The following is an 18,337-nucleotide window of genomic DNA, read 5'->3' on the forward strand; positions in this document are numbered from 1 at the left end:
CGGGCCTCATGTAAATGGGAGAGAACAATCGTGATCGTAAACCCATTTTCTACATTGGCTACTCAAAAAACAAACCAAAGAATTTTTTCATTTTCGTCGAAATTTTTTCTTCCTGTTTTGCTTTCTGTTTCGGTTTCGGCTGGGAATTTTTTACAGGTTGTGCTTCTTCGTATTCCAGTCCTGCAGCAGCAGCACTAACATTTCTTCCCTGCAGGCGTGCATGTTTGTAAGCATACGTAATTAATCCTACCGCTGTTGTATACTGGGGTTCACGGACACCGATATAATCCGGAATCGCCACCCTCACACGGTTTTGGAATACGCTTTGCGCCAGTTCCAACACACCGGGCATATTTGCGGTGCCGCCGGTTAAAACGATCCCTCCCGGCAGATCACGAATACCGCTGTTTTTCAGCTCCTGCTGGACAAACATAAACATTTCTTCTAATCTAGCTTCAATGATATCAGAAATTTGTAATTGGTTAAATTGTTCTTTCTGGTCGCTGCCAATAATCTGCACGCTGAAAACTTCATCTTCCAGCGCATCCCGGCTGTAAGCATGCCCGTGTTTGATTTTTATTTTTTCCGCATCTTCTGTTGAAGTTCTGAGTACAATCGACAAATCTTTTGTGATATGGTCACCGCCGATCGGCAAAACACTGGTTGACTGGATATGCCCGTTCTCGAAAACTGCTAATGTTGTCGAGCCGCCGCCGATATCAATTAATACCGTGCCAAGTTCCATCTCGTCTTTTGAGAGGGCAATCGCCCCGGCCGCCAATGGCTGCAGAACAATTTCGGTGATGGACAGGCCGGCCCGTTCAACGCAGCGCAGTGTGTTATGTAAGATTGTCTTGGAAGTTGTTACAATAATGCCTTCCATTTCCAGTCTGACACCAATCATCCCGCGCGGATCATTGATTTCATCCAGCCCGTCCACAATAAATTGCTTCGGTATCACGTTTACAATTTCTTTTTCCGGCGGGATAGACAGTACCTGTGCGGCATCCATTACCCTTTGCACGTCACCGTCCGTAATTTCACGGTTCTCGCTTTGTACAGCCACTACTCCATGGCATGGCTGCAGCATAACATGATTGCTGGCAATTCCGACAATCACCTGGCCGATCTCCATGCCAACCATTCTTTCGGCTTGTTCAATTGCTCTTTTGATTGATCGTACGGTTTCATCTATATCCACAATTGAACCTTTTTTAATGCCTTCCGATCTGACATTTCCAACCCCAATTATATTTAATGAATCATTGACCATCTCGCCAATGATTACTTTTGTGGTAGATGTACCGATGTCAAGGCTCACGTAGAATTCATTGTTGTTCATACTGCGGCACCTCCCTCTGCCTTTCGATCAACTATCTATTTTTCCAAAAGATAAAAAGAAATTCGCTCTCAAACGTTTTAATTTTCAAATCACCATGCCAAGGCGTCCATCGCCGCCTTCGTCATGCCGAATACCGGCTTTACCGAACCAATAGAATAATATAATGAAAGTATTCTTCATAAGAATGAAATACCCTTTTTTAATTTCGAACTTTTTATAAATTCTTTGGACAGGCAAAATAAGGTGCACGTTTCAAACATCTCATTCTAATTTTTGGTTTCAATATAAGTCTACACTAAGATGAACATTGAGAAAAGCGAAATTTAAAAAGATTACTTGCCAGACCTTTGCGAATCGTATGATTTGAAATACGATCCGACTTCCAGATCAATCACGCCTTTCTTATCAGGGTCAAGCTGGCTGATAATGGAAGGATAATGCGCCATTTTTTCGGCAAATGTCGGAATGCTTGCCCTAACTTCAAAACCATTGTTCATATACAGGGTAACCAGCTTGTCATCGACTTTGGCAGGAGAATGCCGCACTTCAGAAATCGACTGGGTAATTTTTCCGGGCAGTCTCCGCAGCTGGCGGATCATCTCATGCAAAGTTTGATTTTGTTTGAAATTCGTAAAAATGACGCTATCCGCTGGTATATTCCGAATCGGGCGGCTGACAATACGGCCATTCTCCAAGATCGGCAAAAAGTGATTTTGTTCCTGCAAGTAGCCGATTTTCCGGTGTTCGCGAATATGTATGGTGAGATTATTTGGAAAGGTGACACTTACTTTTACTGTATCAACTTCAGGGATTGTTCCGATCTTTCTTTTCACTTGATTTTTATGGATATTCCAGATATTCATACCCGTAGTGATACCGCTTTTCTTAATAATCCATTTACTGCTGACTGCTTCATTTCCCTCCACTCTGATTTGATGCACACGGCTTAGCGGAGATTGAAGATAAATGACCAGTACAACAAGAATAAAGAAGGTTGATAACAGCCCGATCAGCCTCCGGTTTGTTTTGCGGCGGCGCTGCTGCTTCAATTTCGGGATCCGGTCTTCTATTGAAACAATGGTTTTATCTTTCCGGGCCATCTACAGTCCCTCCCCTTTTGCCATCAACACGGCATCAATGGGACACCGCTGTTAAATTTTCCATTACTTCATAAAGCCGCCCTGATGCATCGGGAATGCCAAGCTTACGGGAAGCGATTCTCATTTTAATCATTTGGTCCTTATCCAATAAAATCCGGTCGATCATTTCAATCAGTTTGGTTGAAGATAAGTCTTTTTCCAACAGCATGAATGCCGCCCCTTTTTCCGATAGCGCCCGGGCGTTTTTTTCCTGGTGATTGTTTGTCACATACGGGCTCGGGATCAAAATGCTTGGAATGCCAAGCGCTGTCAGTTCAGCAAGTGTGGTAGCCCCCGCCCTTGAAACAACAAGGTCAACTGCACGCAGCACCTCAGGCATATTATGGATAAACGGCACAACTTTCACGTTTTCTTTTTCACCAACCAGGGCAATTTCTTTTTCAACTGCCTCGTAGTGGACATCCCCCGTTACATAAATGACCTGATAGTTTTTTTGTGCAAAACGGGTAAACGACTTCACGACAGCTTCATTGATCGGGCGGGCTCCCCGGCTGCCGCCGAAGATCAGGACCGTTGGCAGCTGCTCTTTCAGCCCGAACGTCTGCAGTACTTGTCTATTGCTTTTCCCAAGCACTTCAGATGCACGCGGGTTTCCGGTCAGCACAACTTTTTTTTCATCGAAAAATTCCCTTGCCGAGTCAAAGCATATCGCCACTTTATTGACATACCTGCTTAAGAATTTATTCGTTAACCCCGGCACGCTGTTTTGTTCATGAATAATGGTCGGGACTTTTAATTTTGCCGCAGCATACACAACAGGCCCGCACACATAACCGCCCGTTCCGATTACCACATCAGGCTGGAAGGATCTGATCATTTTTTTACACCGGCTGACCCCTTTTATAAAACGGGCAACCGTTTTTACATTTTCAAACGAAAGGGAGCGTTTAAACCCCGTAATATGGATTGACTTGAACGCGATGTTTTCCCGCGGCACGAGTTTGGATTCCAGCCCTTTTTCGGTTCCAATGTACAGGCATTCCGTATCCGGGTGTTTCTGCATGATCGTTCTAATCAAGGCCAAAGCAGGGTATATATGCCCGCCGGTTCCGCCGCCGCTTACAATTATTCTCATTTTTTCCACCTCAAACTGAAATACATTCCTGTCACATGCCACAATTTAAAATATCATGTTTGGAACATTCATTTTTCTATAATACTATATTTTAAACTACAATGGGTATACAGTAAAAGGATTATTAATAAAATGTTACCAATCTGTAGTATTAAAAAAAAGAATCCCTTTTAATCAATAGAGGGATTCTTTTTATAATGCATTAAATCCGCGAATGCCTGCTGATATTCAGCAGTATGCCGACCGCAACGAGCATCAGGGTCAGCGATGAGCCGCCGTAGCTGATAAACGGGAGCGTAATGCCGGTAACGGGAATCAGGCCGATCACCACGCTGATGTTGATCATGACCTGGATGGCAATCATCGAAATGATCCCGACTGCCAGCAGGCTGCCAAACAGATCAGGCGCCCCCAATGCAATCCGGATGCCGCGCCACAGCAAAAGCGCGAATAACACCAGCACAAAAGTACCGCCAATAAATCCGAGTTCCTCTGACAGGATTGCGAAAATAAAATCATTTTGCGGCTCGGGGAGGTAAAAGAATTTCTGTCTGCTTTCCCCAAGGCCCATGCCGAACAGCCCGCCCGGCCCGATCGCGTATAATGACTGGATAATTTGAAAACCGGTTCCAAGCGGGCTGGACCATGGATCCAAAAACGAAGTAATCCGGTCCATTCTGTATGGGGCAGACAAAATTAAACCGACAAACCCCGCCAAGCCGACGAGGCCAAGCATCACGAAATGGGCAATGCGCGCACCTGAAACAAAAATCATAATGATGCAGGTACCGAGCATAACCGTCCCTGTCCCCAGATCCGGCTGCAGCATAATCATCGCAAATGCGCAAAAGACAAGGCTCAGGGCCGGCAGCATCCCTTTTTTAAACGTTGTAATGTACTTTTGCTTTTCCGATAAAAACTTGGCCAAAAAAGCAATCAAAGCCATCTTTATAAACTCGGAAGGCTGGATTGAGAAAGCGCCGACGCCGATCCAGCTCCGCGAACCGTTCCGCTCCAGCCCGATGCCGGGGATTAATACGAGTATCAGCAGGACAAAGCAAATGATTAAAATCGGTTTTGCCCATCTCCGCCATATCCAGTAATCCACCCTCAACATCATAAACATCGCAACGACACCGAGACCGGCAAATAGCAGCTGGCGCTTTAAAAAGTAGAAGGAATCTTTATACTTGTATTCGGCCACAATTTCACTTGCGCTGTACACCATCATTAAGCCAATGGCCAATAATGATAAGGTGATAATAATCAGCAAGAGGTCGGGATTTGTTTTTTTCGATGGCATCCGTGAACACCTCAGAAAGGAATGATTAGAGCCGGTCTTTAAAGGTCCATTTCTCCCATCTATCTATAAAACCCGATGAGTTGATCGATTTCCTTATGTTTGCACATAAGGATCCCTTGGCCAAGCCCTTACCTTAACTTATGCACGGCATCAATGAAAATATCACCACGAATTTCAAAAGATTTGTACTGGTCCCAGCTGGCACAGGCAGGCGACAGTAGCACCACATCTCCCGGTTCCGATAATTCATAGGCTGGCAGAACCGCCTTTTCAACGTTTTCAACCCGTTTAATCGTTTCAATTCCCGCTTTTTTAGCGGTGCTTTCCAATTTTGGCGCGGTTTCTCCGAAAGTGATCAACGCTTTTACATATTTGAGGCTTGGAATCAACTCGTCGAATCCGTTCCCGCGGTCAAGTCCGCCGGCAAGGAGGATGACAGGCTGATGAAACGCTTTTAACGCACTTTCGCAGGCAAGGATATTGGTTGCCTTTGAATCATTGTAAAACTTGCGCCCATTTATTTCACCAATATACTGTGTGCGGTGTTTCACGCCCTTAAATGTCGTTAATACTTCGCGGATGGCTTCATTGCCGGCTCCCATTAATTTCGAAGCCGCAACAGCTGCCAAAATATTTTCGAGATTATGGTCACCCGGGAGCATGATCTCGCTGCGGCTGATTATTTTTTCGCCCTTCCACGTGATCACGCCGTCTTTTACCGAGCAGCCGTCTTGCAAATATTCTTTTGTGGAAAACGGAATAATTTTTGCTTTCGTGAATGAAACAAGATCCCACAGTTCAGGCTGGGTATGGTTTAAAATCAGATAATCCGATTCGAGCTGGTTCCTGGTAATATTTGATTTGGCTTTCGCATAGGCTTGTTTTGTACCATGGTAATCGAGATGGGCTTCATATATATTTGTAATGATTGCAATATGCGGCCTGAAGGTTTCGACCCCCATCAGCTGAAAAGAAGACAATTCCACGATCATCTGCTGGTCCGGCCTTGCTTTTTGCGCCACTTCTGATGCTACCGTTCCAATATTTCCGGCGATTAACGGATCAAGATTGCGGTCCGCCTCAAAAATTTTATAAATCAATGTCGTTGTCGTGGTTTTTCCGTTTGTCCCTGTTATGCCGACGATTTCACTTTCTGCAATTTTATATGCCAGTTCAATCTCGGTAATGATCGGGATGCCTTTTGCAATCGCCCCGGCAACTAACGGGTTCGTATACGGGATCCCCGGGTTTTTCACAATGAGCTCGAACCCCTCATCCAGAAGTTCAATCGGATGGCTGCCGCAAATCACTTTAATCCCCTGTTCCAACAACCCCTGTGCTTGTGTATTTTCTTCCAGAGGCTTGTAATCATTGACCGTCACAAAAGCCCCGAGTTTATGCAAAAGCGAGGCAGCACTGACCCCGCTTTTTGCCAACCCGAGCACCAATACTTTTTTATGCTGGTATTCATTTACTAATTTCATTTTTACATCCACACCTCGATATAGATTCCTAAGATCGCACACAGCAGGCCGACTGCCCAGAATGTCACGACGACACGCCACTCGGACCAGCCGGCCAGTTCATAATGGTGGTGCAGCGGGCTCATTCGGAAAATCCTTTTGCCCGTCGTCTTAAATGATATCACTTGCAGTATGACAGACAAGGTCTCAATGACAAAAACCCCGCCAATAATGATGAGAAGGATTTCCAGATTGGTTAAAATCGACACCGTTGCAATCGCACCGCCGAGCGCGAGCGATCCGGTGTCGCCCATAAACACTTTTGCCGGGTGTGCATTAAAGACAAGAAAGCCGAGCACAGCACCAACGACAGCGACTGAGAATAAAGCAATATCAAATTGTGACTGGTTCCACGCCAGAATTGCAAAAGCGCCAAAAGCAATCGCTGTTGTGCCGGAGACAAGGCCGTCAAGCCCATCCGTCAAGTTCACCGCATTGGAGAACCCGACAAGCCAGAAAATGATCAGCACAACATAAAACCAGCCGAGATCAACCGAATCGTTTGTAAAGGGAATGGAGACTTCCGAGGACAAATGTGCCTGTCTGAAAATCATGTAAAAGATCACCGAAACAATAATCTGGCCGAGCAGCTTTTGCTTGGAAGTCAGACCCAGGTTTCTTTTCATGACCACTTTGATGAAATCATCCAGAAAGCCCAATAGCCCAAACCCGAATGTAACGAGCAGGAGCAAATACGTTTTCACAGTTGGCTCTGCAAATTTCCCGGTCATTATAAGTGTCGTGGCCAGAATCGAGAGCAAAATCACAACCCCGCCCATGGTCGGCGTCCCCGATTTTTTCTGGTGGGATTTCGGCCCTTCTTCACGAATACTCTGCCCGAATTTCAGCCTTCTTAAAAAAGGGATAAAAATGGGGGACAACAGCACGGAAATTAAAAATGCCATCAATGTCGTAAAAAAGATGACCTGCTCCATCATGCCCGCCCCCTCCCTTCCATTTGGCGCGCAGCACGAGCCAGTAACTGCCGCGTACTTGCTGCTGACAAGTCATATGTATAAGGTTCGGATTTGCCATCCGGTGCATAAAAAATAAATGATGTCTTCATTTCACGATCCTTACTTTCTAATTGATTTATATAATGCTGCATGACCTTTAAAAATCCGCCGGCAAGATTATCCGCTGCAAAAAGCGGAAAATCATTGGGAATGTTGCGGGGAACCGGCACATCTTTTTGCCAAAGCGCCGCAATTGCTCCGTTTTCAATCGCCCGGTTTATATCCGCTTTTCCGGCAAGCGGGATGTATAATCCCTTCGGCTGCCTTTCATCAGCAAATATGCAGACAGTTTGAAAGTGCATTTCCAAATCTTTTACGCCGCGGATGTGACTGAAATGACGATAGACGTCCCCGTAAGATAACAATGGCTTCACCGCTCCTTTATCATGTCCAGCGCTACTTTTCTGTCATCAAAATCATGTACTTCACTACCAATGATCTGATAAGTCTCATGGCCTTTTCCGGCAATGATGACAACATCCCCTTTCTGCGCGCGGCTGACAGCTGTTTTAATCGCTTCCCTGCGGTCGGGAATGACATCATATGCCAATCCTTTTACGCCTGCTTCCATTTCGCGCAGGATTTCAAGCGGGTCTTCGCTGCGCGGATTATCCGATGTAAAAATTGCATCGGTTGCATATTGACAGGCAATTTTTGCCATGACCGGACGTTTTGTTTTATCGCGGTCCCCGCCGCAGCCGACAACAACAAAGATTTTTTTCTTTGCGAACTGCTGTACAGTTTTCAATACATTTTCAAGGCTGTCAGGGGTATGGGCATAATCCACAATCACCGTAAAATCCTGTCCGCCTTTTACAAGTTCAAAGCGGCCCCTGACGCCTTCCATTTCTTCCACTGATTTCACAATCGAGGAAAGCGGAACATTGGAGATACAGCCCGCAGCAACCGCAGCCAGCACATTATACACGCTGAATTTTCCAACCAGCTGCAGATTCACTTCCTGTTCTTCATACGGTGTGACAAGCGTAAAAGTGGTACCGTGCGCATGCATGTCAATATTTTTCGCCATGAAGTCGGCAGGCGCATCAATCCCATAAGTAACGACCGGCGCTGCCGTCACTTGTTCAAATTCCTTTGAGGCCGGATCATCCGCATTTAAAACGGCATATTTCGGTTTGTTTTGATTATAAGAATTGCCTAGTTGCGAAAATAATAAACTCTTGGCGCGCCGGTATTCCGCCATTGTCTTGTGATAATCGAGATGGTCCTGCGTAAGATTTGTAAATACCGCAATATCGTAATCACAGCCATGTACCCTGCCCTGAATGAGCGCATGGGAAGATACCTCCATGACACAGTCTGTTACATGTTTTTCCACCATTTCATGGAAAGTTTTTTGCAAGGTTAAGCTGTCCGGAGTTGTATTTTTGGTTTTAAAGGTTTCATCACCGATTTTCATATACATGGTGCCGATCAGGCCGGTGCATCTGCCCGCGTCACGGTAGATTTTTTCAATAATATGGCTTGTTGTTGTTTTCCCGTTCGTGCCGGTAATGCCGACCATATGCAATTGGCGTGAAGGCTGGCCGTAAAAAACATCCGATAGAATCGCCATTGCCCGTTTTGTGTCTTTTACAACAATGACCGGAACACCGAGCTCCATCGGCTTTTCTGCCAAAACAGCCGCAGCTCCTCTTGCAACGGCATCTTTGGCAAATTCATGCCCGTCAACCGTCCAGCCTTTGATGCAGATAAACAGGCTGTTTTCTGTTACAAGCCGGTTATCCTGGGCGAGGCCGCTAATTTCAGGATTTTCTTTTGGTAGATGTGCAAACGGCAGCGCGCGTATTAATGTATGTAATTTCATTTCATTTCAACCCTTCCTGCAGCAAGCAATGTAACTCAAGTTGCCATTCTAACACAGTCCCTTTCTATTTTACATAAAAATAGCCCATTAAGCTATGAAGCACAGGAGATATTTTAAAAAAGTTTTCGCTAAAGCCTTTCCATTTTTTCATGGTGTTTAAAGCTCCCCAAAAAAAGGCGCCGGCGACAGGAAAAATCGTATCAGGCTAACCTGCTGTCAGTAAAGTCAAAGGGCGGGCCCGGTGGCGAGATCATTTCGAACTGCCACAGGTCCACGCGCTATAAGCCTTTCCAATCGCAGTGGGCGCGCACGATGTTGTTTTTTCTTATTTCATCAGTAGCCTGATCGTCGAGCCCTCTTCGACTTTTGTGCCGGGTTCCGGGGACTGTTTGACGACTTTGCTGCCGCTGCCGCTGATATCCAGTTTAAAATCGTAGTAGCCGTTGACGATCTCATCTTTTGACTGCCCGATTAAATTGGGGACTTTGACGGAAGGTGTTTCGAAATAACTCTTTTCTTTTTCTATTTGATTCTTGCTTGGCTTTACACCCATCGCACGCAGGCTGTCGCCGATAATCGTGCCGGCGATCGGCGCAGCGACCTGGCCCCCGAACTGGACTGTGTTTTTCGGGTTATCAACAGCCAGATAAACGACAATTTTCGGATTGTTGGCAGGCGCAAACCCGATAAAAGACAGCACGTAGTTGTTTTCCAAATAACGCCCGTTTTTTGCTTTCTGGGCAGTCCCTGTTTTTCCGCCGACCCGGTAACCGTCGACATAGGCATTTTTACCGGTACCCTGCGCAACAACCGTTTCCAGCGCATAGCGGATTTGTTTCGATGTGTTTTCCGAGATCACCCTTTTCTTGGCAACAGGCGTCTTCCGCATCACCACTTCTCCTGTTGAGGGATCCACCAGTTCCTTAGCAATATACGGTTTGTATAGAATCCCGCCGTTCACTGCTGCCGACACTGCGGCTACCTGCTGGATCGGCGTCACGGATACCCCCTGCCCGAAAGCAGTCGTCGCCAATTCGACCGGACCGACACGGTTCAGGTTAAACAAAATCCCGGAAGCTTCACCCGAAAGATCGACGCCGGTCCTTTTTCCGAAGCCAAAATTGTGGATATAATCAAATAGCGCCTTTTTCCCCAGTCTTTCCCCTAATTCCACAAAACCCGGGTTGCAGGAATTTTGAACCACTTCGAGGAAGGTCTCACTGCCATGGCCTCCCCTTTTCCAACAATGCAGCGTCGACCCGCCGACTTCCACAGCGCCGGAATCGTAAAACTTATCTTTTTCCAAGTCAACTTTCTTTTCTTCAAGTGCGGCCGCAAGCGTAATGATTTTAAATGTAGACCCCGGCTCATATGTGCTCCATATTGGGAGATTGCGGTTATATACTTCCTGTGATACATTTCTATATTTGTCCGGCTGGTAGGTCGGCCGGCTTGACATGCCGAGAAGTTCACCGGTGTTCGGATTCATGGCAATGGCAATCAAGCCATCAGGGTGGTATTTCTTTTCCGCATTGTCCAATTCCCGTTCAATAATCGTTTGTACTTTTGTATCGACCGTTAGTTTTAAATCCAGGCCGTCTTTCGGCGCTTCATATTCATCCGACATATCCGACATTTTCTGCTTGCCTTTCGCATCGGTATAAAACTCCACCGCCCCTTTTTTTCCGCTCAGCACATCATCATAATACAGTTCCAGACCGGTCAGGCCCTGGTTATCTGAACCGGTAAAACCGAGAACATGGGATAAGTACCGCCCAAACGGATAGTATCGTTTGGAATCCTCCGCAATATATACGCCGGGCAATCTTAAATTACGCACAGTATTCGCTTTTTCGTTGGATATTTTTCTCCCTTCTTTGATCCTGACAATCAAAGTGGCTTTCGTAATTTCCTTATAAATTTTTTCTTTGTCGGTACCTAACGCCAGCCCGAGTTTTTCAGCCGTTTCTGCCGGGTCTTTGATCTGTCTGGGGAGCACAAAAATCGTCGGTGCGCTTTGATTGGACGCAATTGCCACCCCGTTCCGATCCTCAATTTTCCCGCGTTCCCCTTCAAAAGGAATGCTCCTGCTCCAAAGTTCTTTTGCCCTGTTTGTCAGCATATCGCCTAAAGCAAATTGTACATACCCCAACCTGGCGTCGATAATACTGAATATCACGATTCCGAAAAGTAGTACAAAAACAAGCCGTTTTCTTACCGTTACATTTGATACACGCTTCAAAACCGCGCCTCCTCACTCGTACTGTCTGCCTATGTTTTCAGCCCCGTAATCAGCTTTTTATCTACTGCAGCGTTGAATAAGCCAATACCAGAATGGACATTTTTTCTGTATGCCAGATTATATGCTTGTACTTTTCCACATAGTACCTCTATGGGACGCGCGGCGGTGAAACGGCTTCAGACCGGGAATTTGGCAGCGGGCAACTATTTCAGCGCACACAAAAGGCAAGCCCTGAAATTCCAGGCTTGCCATGGATTGTTCCGTTATGGTTTTTTAAATTGCACAGTGAGCGTTTGATCCGGTTTTACTTTCGATCTTGCGGTGATGCTTTGCGAGACTGCGTAACCTTCGCCGTTCATGTTCAGTTTCAGCCCCAACAGTTTGGCTGCATTCATTACATCACGCTTTGCCCAGCCTTTAAAATCAGGGACGGTTTCGGATCCATTGGTTTTGAGCAGCACTTTTTCGTTTTGCAGCATCTTCTTTTCTTTAGCCGGCAGCTGTGTTTGCACAGTATCGCCGTCCCCCAATACAACCGGCGTGAGTTGCAATTCCTTTACTTTTTCAGCCGCTTCTGAAACGCCTGTGCCGGTTAAATCCGGAAGCGTAGCTGCCTTTACGGTTTCCATTTTTCCCGGTTTAATGTTTAAGTACTGCAGGCTGTTTTTCATCACCGGGTTGAACAATTCCTTGACCGGTTCTGATCCGAGCTTGCCGGCTTTTAAATGCGGCTGCTGGACAACCGCATAGACGATTAACTTCGGATCATTCTTTGGCGCCATGCCCAAAAAAGAAAAAATATAATTGTCTGTCCCGTATAAATAACCGCTCCCGTTTGGATTCGGGATTTGCGCGGTACCGGTTTTGCCGGTAACAGAATACCCCGGGATATTATAGGCGGTGCCGGTTCCTGTTTTTTTGTTTGTCACAACCGTCCGCAAATAATCACGTACCTTTTTAGCGGTTGCTGCTGTAATCGGATTTCCCGCAACAACCGGTTTGGCTTTGATTACTTTCCCGGTAGCGGGATGAACAATTTTATCGACCACATAGGGTTTCATCATTTTCCCGTCATTGGCGACTGCCGTTGCCGCCTGTACCATCTGCAAGGCGGTGACGGTCGTGCCCTGGCCGAATGTAGTTGTATACCGTTCGACCGGATATTGATAGAGGATTTTCCCGGAAGCTTCATTTGGCAGGCCGATCTTTGTCTGCTGCCCGAAACCAAATGCTTTTAAATACTGCTTAAACTTATCCTGTTTAATTGAATCAAGCAGCGTGGCAAATGCGACATTGGACGAGCGCTGCAGGCCCTCAAGGAAGGTAATCCTGCCCCAGCCAACGCCGCCGTTATGGTCTTTAATCGGATTTGGGACGTTCTTAACATGGAACTCCCCGGATTTATAGGTAGCATTCGGATTAAAAACGCCTTCCTGGACGGCTGCTGCCAACGTGAAAATTTTCATTGTTGATCCCGGTTCATAGGCCGTCTCTACCGCTTCATTATGCCAGGAATTATTCAGGCCTGTTTTGGTTTCGGGATCAAAGTCCGGCCGCTGCCCCATCCCTAAGATCTTCCCTGTTTTCGGATCGGCCACGACAACGATCATCTTTTTCGGATTGTATTCTTTCTGTACTTTGCTCATTGCGTCTTCCAAAAAAGATTGGATTTTTTTATCAATCGTGAGGTAGACATTTTCACCATTTTTCGGTTTTGTTACTTGATTGCTTGAATTTGGCAAAATATACCCCCAAAAATCCCCTTCATAGCGGATTTTTCCATCTTTCCCCTGCAGGACACGATTCAAGCTTTGTTCAATGCCCATCTTGCCTTGCAGCTGGCCATTGTCGCCGTTTTTTTGCGCATAGCCGACCAGATGGGAGGCAAATGAGCCGTTGGGATAGGCACGTTTGGAACTGGCCTCGAACGTAATGCCGGGAAGCTTTAGTTTTTCAATTTTGTTTTTTAAATCATAGGAAATGTCCTGCCCGGCTTTTCCAAACTCGACTTGGTACTTTCCTTTTCTGGTCAGCAAATCGTAAATTTGCGATTCCGGCATATCGATATATTTAGCCAATTCTTCAGCTGCTTTTCGGGGATGGGTCACATGCTTCGGATGGCTGGGGTCAATCGTTGCTTTCGGGCTTAAGATCGCCACTAATTTGTAGGAGACCACATTTTCGGCAATCACTTCCCCCTGGCTGTCGTAAATATTTCCCCGGCTGGCTTCAATCACATTGGTCCGCATGTACTTTTGTGCGGCTTTTGCAGCCAGTACTTTGCCATCCACTTGACCCGTAATCTGAATGGTTAAAAAACGCACGATTAAGATAAAAAAGAGCAGACCGAATATTATAAATAATATCGCTGCCCCCTTATTTGTATTCAGTTTTTTGGATCTCATTTATTTTCAACAACCTTGACATTATTTTCATCAAGCTTTAATCCAAGTTCTTTGGCTTTTTTGTAGATGCGGTCATACCGGCTTAAATCACTTACCTGCATTTTCAAATCATCGACGGCTTTATTTTTGCTATTGATCGTTGTTTTCGTATCTTCAATCGATTTATTGACATTGTAGATGGCAGCTTCCGTTGAGATAATTTTGACGGCCATAAACACGACAAATAAGGCAAAAATACTTGCGATGATTTTTTCCCCTAAAGTGATCTGCGCTCTTCTTTTTAAAGGCTGCTGCTGAACTTCAACCTGTTTCTGCGTCTGCGTTTCCGAAGATGTTTTGGGTTGTCTGGCTAAATTACTCAATAAGCTCCCTCCTCCTGAATTTTTAACATTTTTCTGCGATGCGCAGTTTGGCCGATCTTGACCGGTTGTTGATTTCCAACTCTTTCTCGCTTGGAACAATTGGTTTTCTCGTGATTAATTTTAACTCCGGTTCATAACCTTCCGGAATCACCGGCAGCCCATGCGGCAGGTCTTTCATACGGCTTTTCTCTTTAAAAATCGTTTTGCAGATCCGATCTTCCAATGAGTGGAACGTAATGACACTGATTCTGCCATGCGGGTTCAACAGGGAAATGGCCGCCGTCAGCGAATCCTCAAATGCGCCCAGTTCGTCATTGACAGCTATACGGATCGCCTGGAAAACCCGTTTGGCAGGATGGCCGCCCTTTCTTCGCGCCGGCGCCGGTATCGCTTCTTTAATGATATCAGCAAGCTGGCCAGTTGTTTGAATCAGTTCTTTTTTCCGGTGTGCCTCTATTTTGCGGGCAATCTGCTTGGAGAATTTCTCCTCCCCGTACCGGAAAAAGATGCGGACCAAATCCTCATACGGCCATTCATTCACAACATCGTACGCTGTTAAAGCCGCATCCAGGTCCATCCTCATATCAAGTGGCGCGTCATAATGGTAGCTGAATCCGCGTTCCGGTGTGTCCAGCTGCGGGCTTGATACCCCTAAATCGTATAAAACCCCGTCAACACCATTTACACCCAGATTCTCCAATTCTTCTTTCAAAAACCGGAAATTGCTTTTGATAAATGTGATTTGGTTTTCATAGCGCTGTAATTTTTGTTTTGCATGGGCGATTGCTGTTTCATCCTGGTCGAAAGCATAAACATGGCCCTTGTGCGATAATTTTGAAAGCAAGTATTCACTATGGCCGCCGCCGCCGAGCGTACAGTCCGCATAAATGCCGTCCGGCTGCACGTTTAAGCCGTCGACTGTCTCTTTTAATAAGACAGTTGTGTGTTCAAACATACGTATCACCTATCCAATCGAAATGGCTATAGATCAAAATCGATAAGATTCTCTGCGATCTCCGCAAAAGAGTCCTCTGATTTTGAAAAATATTCTTCCCACAATTCCTTGCTCCAAATCTCAATTCGATTGGAAACCCCCAGCACGACACATTCTTTTTCCAACTGAGCGTACTGAAGAAGCGGCGCCGGGATATTAATGCGCCCCTGCTTGTCCCGCTCGCATTCGGTCGCCCCCGAGAAAAAGAACCTTGTAAATGCGCGGGCATCTTTTTTGGTTAATGGGAGGGATTTTAATTTTTCTTCAACTTGTTTCCATTCTTCCATGGGATAGCCGAAAACGCAGCGGTCGAGCCCGCGGGTGATGACAAAGGTGTCGCCTAACTGTTCACGGAATTTCGCCGGGACAATCAGCCGGCCTTTGATATCAATGTTGTGACGGTACTCTCCCATGAACATAGCCTTTGCGACCTCCCACTTCATATTAATAATTTACCACAATCCCCCACCTTTCACCACCTATATTTTTATATTCTCCCAAAGCTTGAAATCTCCTTCTTTCCAGCACGAAAAAAACCGGCTCGAAAAAAGAAGCCGGTTAAATGCGGATCAGTTTATGCGTGCCGTCAAACGTATAATCGAGTGACATCAGCGCATTGATAAATTCGCCGCCGTATTGATTGATGAAATAAAACACATTCCACACCCGTTCCTGCGGCGTACCCTCCGGCCGCAGTGCGCGTTCAATGCGCGCATATTTTTCAAGCATCACATCATGCTTTCTCTTGATTTCTTCGTTTGCTTTTCTTTCCAAAAATGCCAGCTGCCCGAGATGAAAGCTGAGATTTTTACGGGCAAGCGGCTGCAGCCCTTTTCCGATGGCTGCAAGAATTTTGTCATACTGGGAGGATAGCATCGTTTCTGTTTCTCTGATCAGGCCCTCAAGCGTGTCATCTTTAATGGCATCCCAATATTGCTGCCGTTCTTCAGTTGTCCCCCGCTTCAAAACCGCCCCGGTATCGAGTGCCAGCTCTTCGATGTCGCTTTGTACCGAACGTTCCAAAAGCGTGATATTAAGGCGCGGCACCAAGGGCGGCATGCTGAAACCAAACTGTTCAAACACCTGTTTCAATTCGCCCCAGTAGGCAATTTCCCCGGGGCCGCCAATAAAGGCTAACGTCGGAAACAGCCATTCCTGCATAAGCGGGCGGGTAACCACATTGTTGCTCAGCACTTCCGGCTTGGAACTGCATAAGGCAAGCAGTTCCGCTTTCGTGAAAAATACACGCCCATTTTTCCCTGAAAAACCGTTTTTTGCGCGGTTATATTCCAATAAGATTCGCTCATGCCCATCGTAATAGAAAAGATTCAATGCATCAGCGGAAATGTCAATGGCTTTTGGAAACTCGTAGCGCGCGATTTCTTCCTGCTGTGCGTGCACCGCTTCTGTAATTTCATCGAAGTGATCGATAATTTTTTCAAAAAAAGGGGTTTCCAGTTTCCGCAGCTTTGGATCAGCGGAATCAATCAGCAGGACGCCGTAAGCATGGAAAAGCTCATGAACTGTCATGGCAAAAGCTTCGGTCATATTTTCCGCACGGTCTGCAATGGCATCCAGTTTTGACAGCACTGTCCTGGTGTGCGCGGTTTCACCAAAATGTTCAAACACTTTATGTATCCATTTTTTGAGATGGGCCGGATCAAGTTTTGTATCGGAAATCATTTTTTTCTGCAGCGGTCCCTCTGCATAACTTACTTTCAATAAATTTCTTTCTTCCTCTACATAGACATGATTGACTTCCAGGTAGTCATGATCTTCCCCGGCAATCCAAAATACGGGCACCACCGGTAAATGCAAAGCCTGCTCCTGCTTTTGCGCCAGCTGGATGACTGAAACCAGTTTATGAATTGTATAGAGCGGGCCAGTTAACAGCCCCGCCTGCTGGCCGCCGATTACAACCACGGCATTCTGCTGTCTGAGTTTTTGCAGGGACTGCCGCACTTCCGGGGTGATGCTGAATTTCTTCATATATTGTTCTATACAATCCGCAAGTCTTTCCCGGTTAAACGTTCTTTTCTGTATATCTTCCAATCTTCTTCGAAAAACAGAAGGGGCCATGATATCGTAATGAAAAAAATCCTTTACAGGGGGTTTTTGTTCTAAGTAAAGGGAAGCAAACCGATTCGTTGCTGGAATTGAAAGGTTTTCCAGTTCCATCCAATGATTCTTCCTTTCTATGTCGTCATAGATTTCCCATTGAGTATAGCATCTTTGCCTCAAAAAGAAAAAAAGCCTGCTCTGTTTTTGCTGTTCCAGACCCTTTACCATCCTGCAGAGGGCGCTTGCAACCGGCAGCGGTTTTCCAGCCCTGCAGGCGGTAAACAGCGCATAAAATCATTTTATGCGATCGCTTACACGTAATTCTTTAATTTCCATACCTGATTGTTATATAATGATTGTATCAACAGGTTTTTTATAAGCAACTTGGTGACAAGGCGCATTGATCGAACGAAAAGGGCCATGAACACGGGATGGGGGAATTGTGATGCCATATAAAGTGGAAAAATTGAAAATCAACTACAAAACACTTGAAGAATTTAAACAGTTCAAAGAGTACGGCGCGCAGGAACTGTCCATGCTCGAAGATTTACAGGATAATATAATAGAAGATAATTGTGATTCACCATTTTACGGCATTTATTTTGCCGATAAACTGGTAGCCAGGATGAGCCTGTATGAACGGGATGCCAAGTATGATTTATATTTTGACCCCCCTCAAAAGTTTCTGGAGCTATGGAAACTTGAGGTACTGCCAAACTATCAGTATAAAAACTATGGCAAAGCACTCGTTGATTTTGCAAAAAGTTTCGGGTGTTACTGGCGCCCCAAAATGGCAGGAAATTGACGGTGTTATTTGTCCAGAAATTGACGGAATTGTTGTCAATTAAGGGGGAAGCCAGTTTGCGCTTTATTGTGGCTTCCCCTATGAGTTTAATACTTAAATTTAAATCATTGTCATTTCACGAAAGTTCCCCTTCAATCACACGTTTTACCATATGATCGTCAATGATTCGATGCCTGTTTTGTGCTCCGTAAAGTAGACAGTGGGTACAAATCTTGTTGATG

General features: G+C 45.7%; 14 protein-coding genes and 1 pseudogene. 1 reads left to right on the plus strand and 14 read right to left on the minus strand.

The features are described from left to right. Window positions 1-58: 58 nt before the first annotated feature. The 14 genes from ftsA to bshC form a co-directional block, all read right to left on the minus strand. Window positions 59-1,342, minus strand: a complete 1,284-nt coding sequence (ftsA, locus tag C232_RS0110995) for a cell division protein FtsA (RefSeq protein WP_018664073.1) — start codon at window positions 1,340-1,342, stop codon at window positions 59-61. Window positions 1,343-1,674: 332 nt separating this feature from the next. Beyond that, the gene (locus C232_RS0111005; protein WP_018664075.1) at window positions 1,675-2,442 is read right to left on the minus strand and encodes a cell division protein FtsQ/DivIB; all 768 of its coding nucleotides are present in this window, start codon (window positions 2,440-2,442) and stop codon (window positions 1,675-1,677) included. Window positions 2,443-2,476: 34 nt separating this feature from the next. Beyond that, window positions 2,477-3,577, minus strand: coding sequence for an undecaprenyldiphospho-muramoylpentapeptide beta-N-acetylglucosaminyltransferase (gene murG / locus C232_RS0111010; protein ID WP_018664076.1), 1,101 nt, complete (start codon window positions 3,575-3,577; stop codon window positions 2,477-2,479). A gap of 202 nt (window positions 3,578-3,779) precedes the next feature. Next, window positions 3,780-4,880 carry a stage V sporulation protein E gene (spoVE, locus tag C232_RS0111015; RefSeq protein WP_018664077.1) on the minus strand — a complete coding sequence of 367 codons (1,101 nt, stop codon included), beginning with the start codon at window positions 4,878-4,880 and terminating at the stop codon, window positions 3,780-3,782. Window positions 4,881-5,008: 128 nt separating this feature from the next. Further along, window positions 5,009-6,364, minus strand: a complete 1,356-nt coding sequence (gene murD, locus C232_RS0111020) for a UDP-N-acetylmuramoyl-L-alanine--D-glutamate ligase (RefSeq protein ID WP_018664078.1) — start codon at window positions 6,362-6,364, stop codon at window positions 5,009-5,011. Between the two features lie 2 nt (window positions 6,365-6,366). After that, a complete protein-coding gene (gene mraY, locus C232_RS0111025; RefSeq protein WP_026314583.1) occupies window positions 6,367-7,341 on the minus strand; it encodes a phospho-N-acetylmuramoyl-pentapeptide-transferase in 975 nt (324 codons plus the stop codon). Further along, window positions 7,338-7,784 (minus strand): hypothetical protein, encoded by a 447-nt coding sequence (locus C232_RS0111030; protein WP_018664080.1) that lies wholly within the window; start codon window positions 7,782-7,784, stop codon window positions 7,338-7,340. The genes mraY and C232_RS0111030 overlap by 4 nt, the downstream gene beginning before the upstream one ends. A gap of 5 nt (window positions 7,785-7,789) precedes the next feature. Then, window positions 7,790-9,247, minus strand: a complete 1,458-nt coding sequence (locus C232_RS0111035) for a UDP-N-acetylmuramoyl-L-alanyl-D-glutamate--2,6-diaminopimelate ligase (protein WP_018664081.1) — start codon at window positions 9,245-9,247, stop codon at window positions 7,790-7,792. 325 nt (window positions 9,248-9,572) lie between these two features. Then, the gene (locus C232_RS0111040) at window positions 9,573-11,489 is read right to left on the minus strand and encodes a stage V sporulation protein D (RefSeq protein WP_018664082.1); all 1,917 of its coding nucleotides are present in this window, start codon (window positions 11,487-11,489) and stop codon (window positions 9,573-9,575) included. A 263-nt stretch (window positions 11,490-11,752) separates the two neighbouring features. Then, on the minus strand, window positions 11,753-13,894 hold the full coding sequence (locus C232_RS0111045; protein WP_018664083.1) for a penicillin-binding protein: 2,142 nt from the start codon (window positions 13,892-13,894) through the stop codon (window positions 11,753-11,755). Beyond that, the gene (ftsL, locus tag C232_RS0111050) at window positions 13,891-14,256 is read right to left on the minus strand and encodes a cell division protein FtsL (RefSeq protein ID WP_018664084.1); all 366 of its coding nucleotides are present in this window, start codon (window positions 14,254-14,256) and stop codon (window positions 13,891-13,893) included. Before ftsL ends, C232_RS0111045 begins: the two co-directional genes overlap by 4 nt. A 22-nt stretch (window positions 14,257-14,278) precedes the next feature. After that, window positions 14,279-15,211 carry a 16S rRNA (cytosine(1402)-N(4))-methyltransferase RsmH gene (gene rsmH / locus C232_RS0111055; protein ID WP_018664085.1) on the minus strand — a complete coding sequence of 311 codons (933 nt, stop codon included), beginning with the start codon at window positions 15,209-15,211 and terminating at the stop codon, window positions 14,279-14,281. A 26-nt stretch (window positions 15,212-15,237) separates the two neighbouring features. Then, on the minus strand, window positions 15,238-15,669 hold the full coding sequence (gene mraZ, locus C232_RS0111060) for a division/cell wall cluster transcriptional repressor MraZ (RefSeq protein WP_018664086.1): 432 nt from the start codon (window positions 15,667-15,669) through the stop codon (window positions 15,238-15,240). 139 nt (window positions 15,670-15,808) lie between these two features. Next, complete coding sequence (gene bshC / locus C232_RS0111065; protein ID WP_018664087.1) at window positions 15,809-17,428, minus strand: bacillithiol biosynthesis cysteine-adding enzyme BshC; 1,620 nt, start codon at window positions 17,426-17,428, stop codon at window positions 15,809-15,811. Window positions 17,429-17,756: 328 nt separating this feature from the next. Between bshC and C232_RS0111075 the strand changes: the two are divergent. Further along, window positions 17,757-18,083, plus strand: a pseudogene (locus C232_RS0111075) (GNAT family N-acetyltransferase); the annotation flags it as partial. Window positions 18,084-18,337: the final 254 nt, after the last annotated feature.

The sequence above is a fragment of the Heyndrickxia acidiproducens DSM 23148 genome (genome assembly GCF_000374345.1).
In the GTDB taxonomy this organism is placed as follows: Bacteria; Bacillota; Bacilli; order Bacillales; family Bacillaceae_C; genus Weizmannia; species Weizmannia acidiproducens.

What these genes read in the sequence shown, in the direction of transcription:
- murD (WP_018664078.1), bottom strand. Translation starts at nt 6,364, where the DNA reads ATGAAATTAGTAAATGAATACCAGCATAAAAAAGTATTGGTGCTCGGG.
- murG (WP_018664076.1), bottom strand. Translation starts at nt 3,577, where the DNA reads ATGAGAATAATTGTAAGCGGCGGCGGAACCGGCGGGCATATATACCCT.
- spoVE (WP_018664077.1), bottom strand. Translation starts at nt 4,880, where the DNA reads ATGCCATCGAAAAAAACAAATCCCGACCTCTTGCTGATTATTATCACC.
- rsmH (WP_018664085.1), bottom strand. Translation starts at nt 15,211, where the DNA reads ATGTTTGAACACACAACTGTCTTATTAAAAGAGACAGTCGACGGCTTA.
- mraZ (WP_018664086.1), bottom strand. Translation starts at nt 15,669, where the DNA reads ATGTTCATGGGAGAGTACCGTCACAACATTGATATCAAAGGCCGGCTG.
- bshC (WP_018664087.1), bottom strand. Translation starts at nt 17,428, where the DNA reads ATGGAACTGGAAAACCTTTCAATTCCAGCAACGAATCGGTTTGCTTCC.
- ftsA (WP_018664073.1), bottom strand. Translation starts at nt 1,342, where the DNA reads ATGAACAACAATGAATTCTACGTGAGCCTTGACATCGGTACATCTACC.
- C232_RS0111035 (WP_018664081.1), bottom strand. Translation starts at nt 9,247, where the DNA reads ATGAAATTACATACATTAATACGCGCGCTGCCGTTTGCACATCTACCA.
- C232_RS0111045 (WP_018664083.1), bottom strand. Translation starts at nt 13,894, where the DNA reads ATGAGATCCAAAAAACTGAATACAAATAAGGGGGCAGCGATATTATTT.
- mraY (WP_026314583.1), bottom strand. Translation starts at nt 7,341, where the DNA reads ATGATGGAGCAGGTCATCTTTTTTACGACATTGATGGCATTTTTAATT.
- C232_RS0111005 (WP_018664075.1), bottom strand. Translation starts at nt 2,442, where the DNA reads ATGGCCCGGAAAGATAAAACCATTGTTTCAATAGAAGACCGGATCCCG.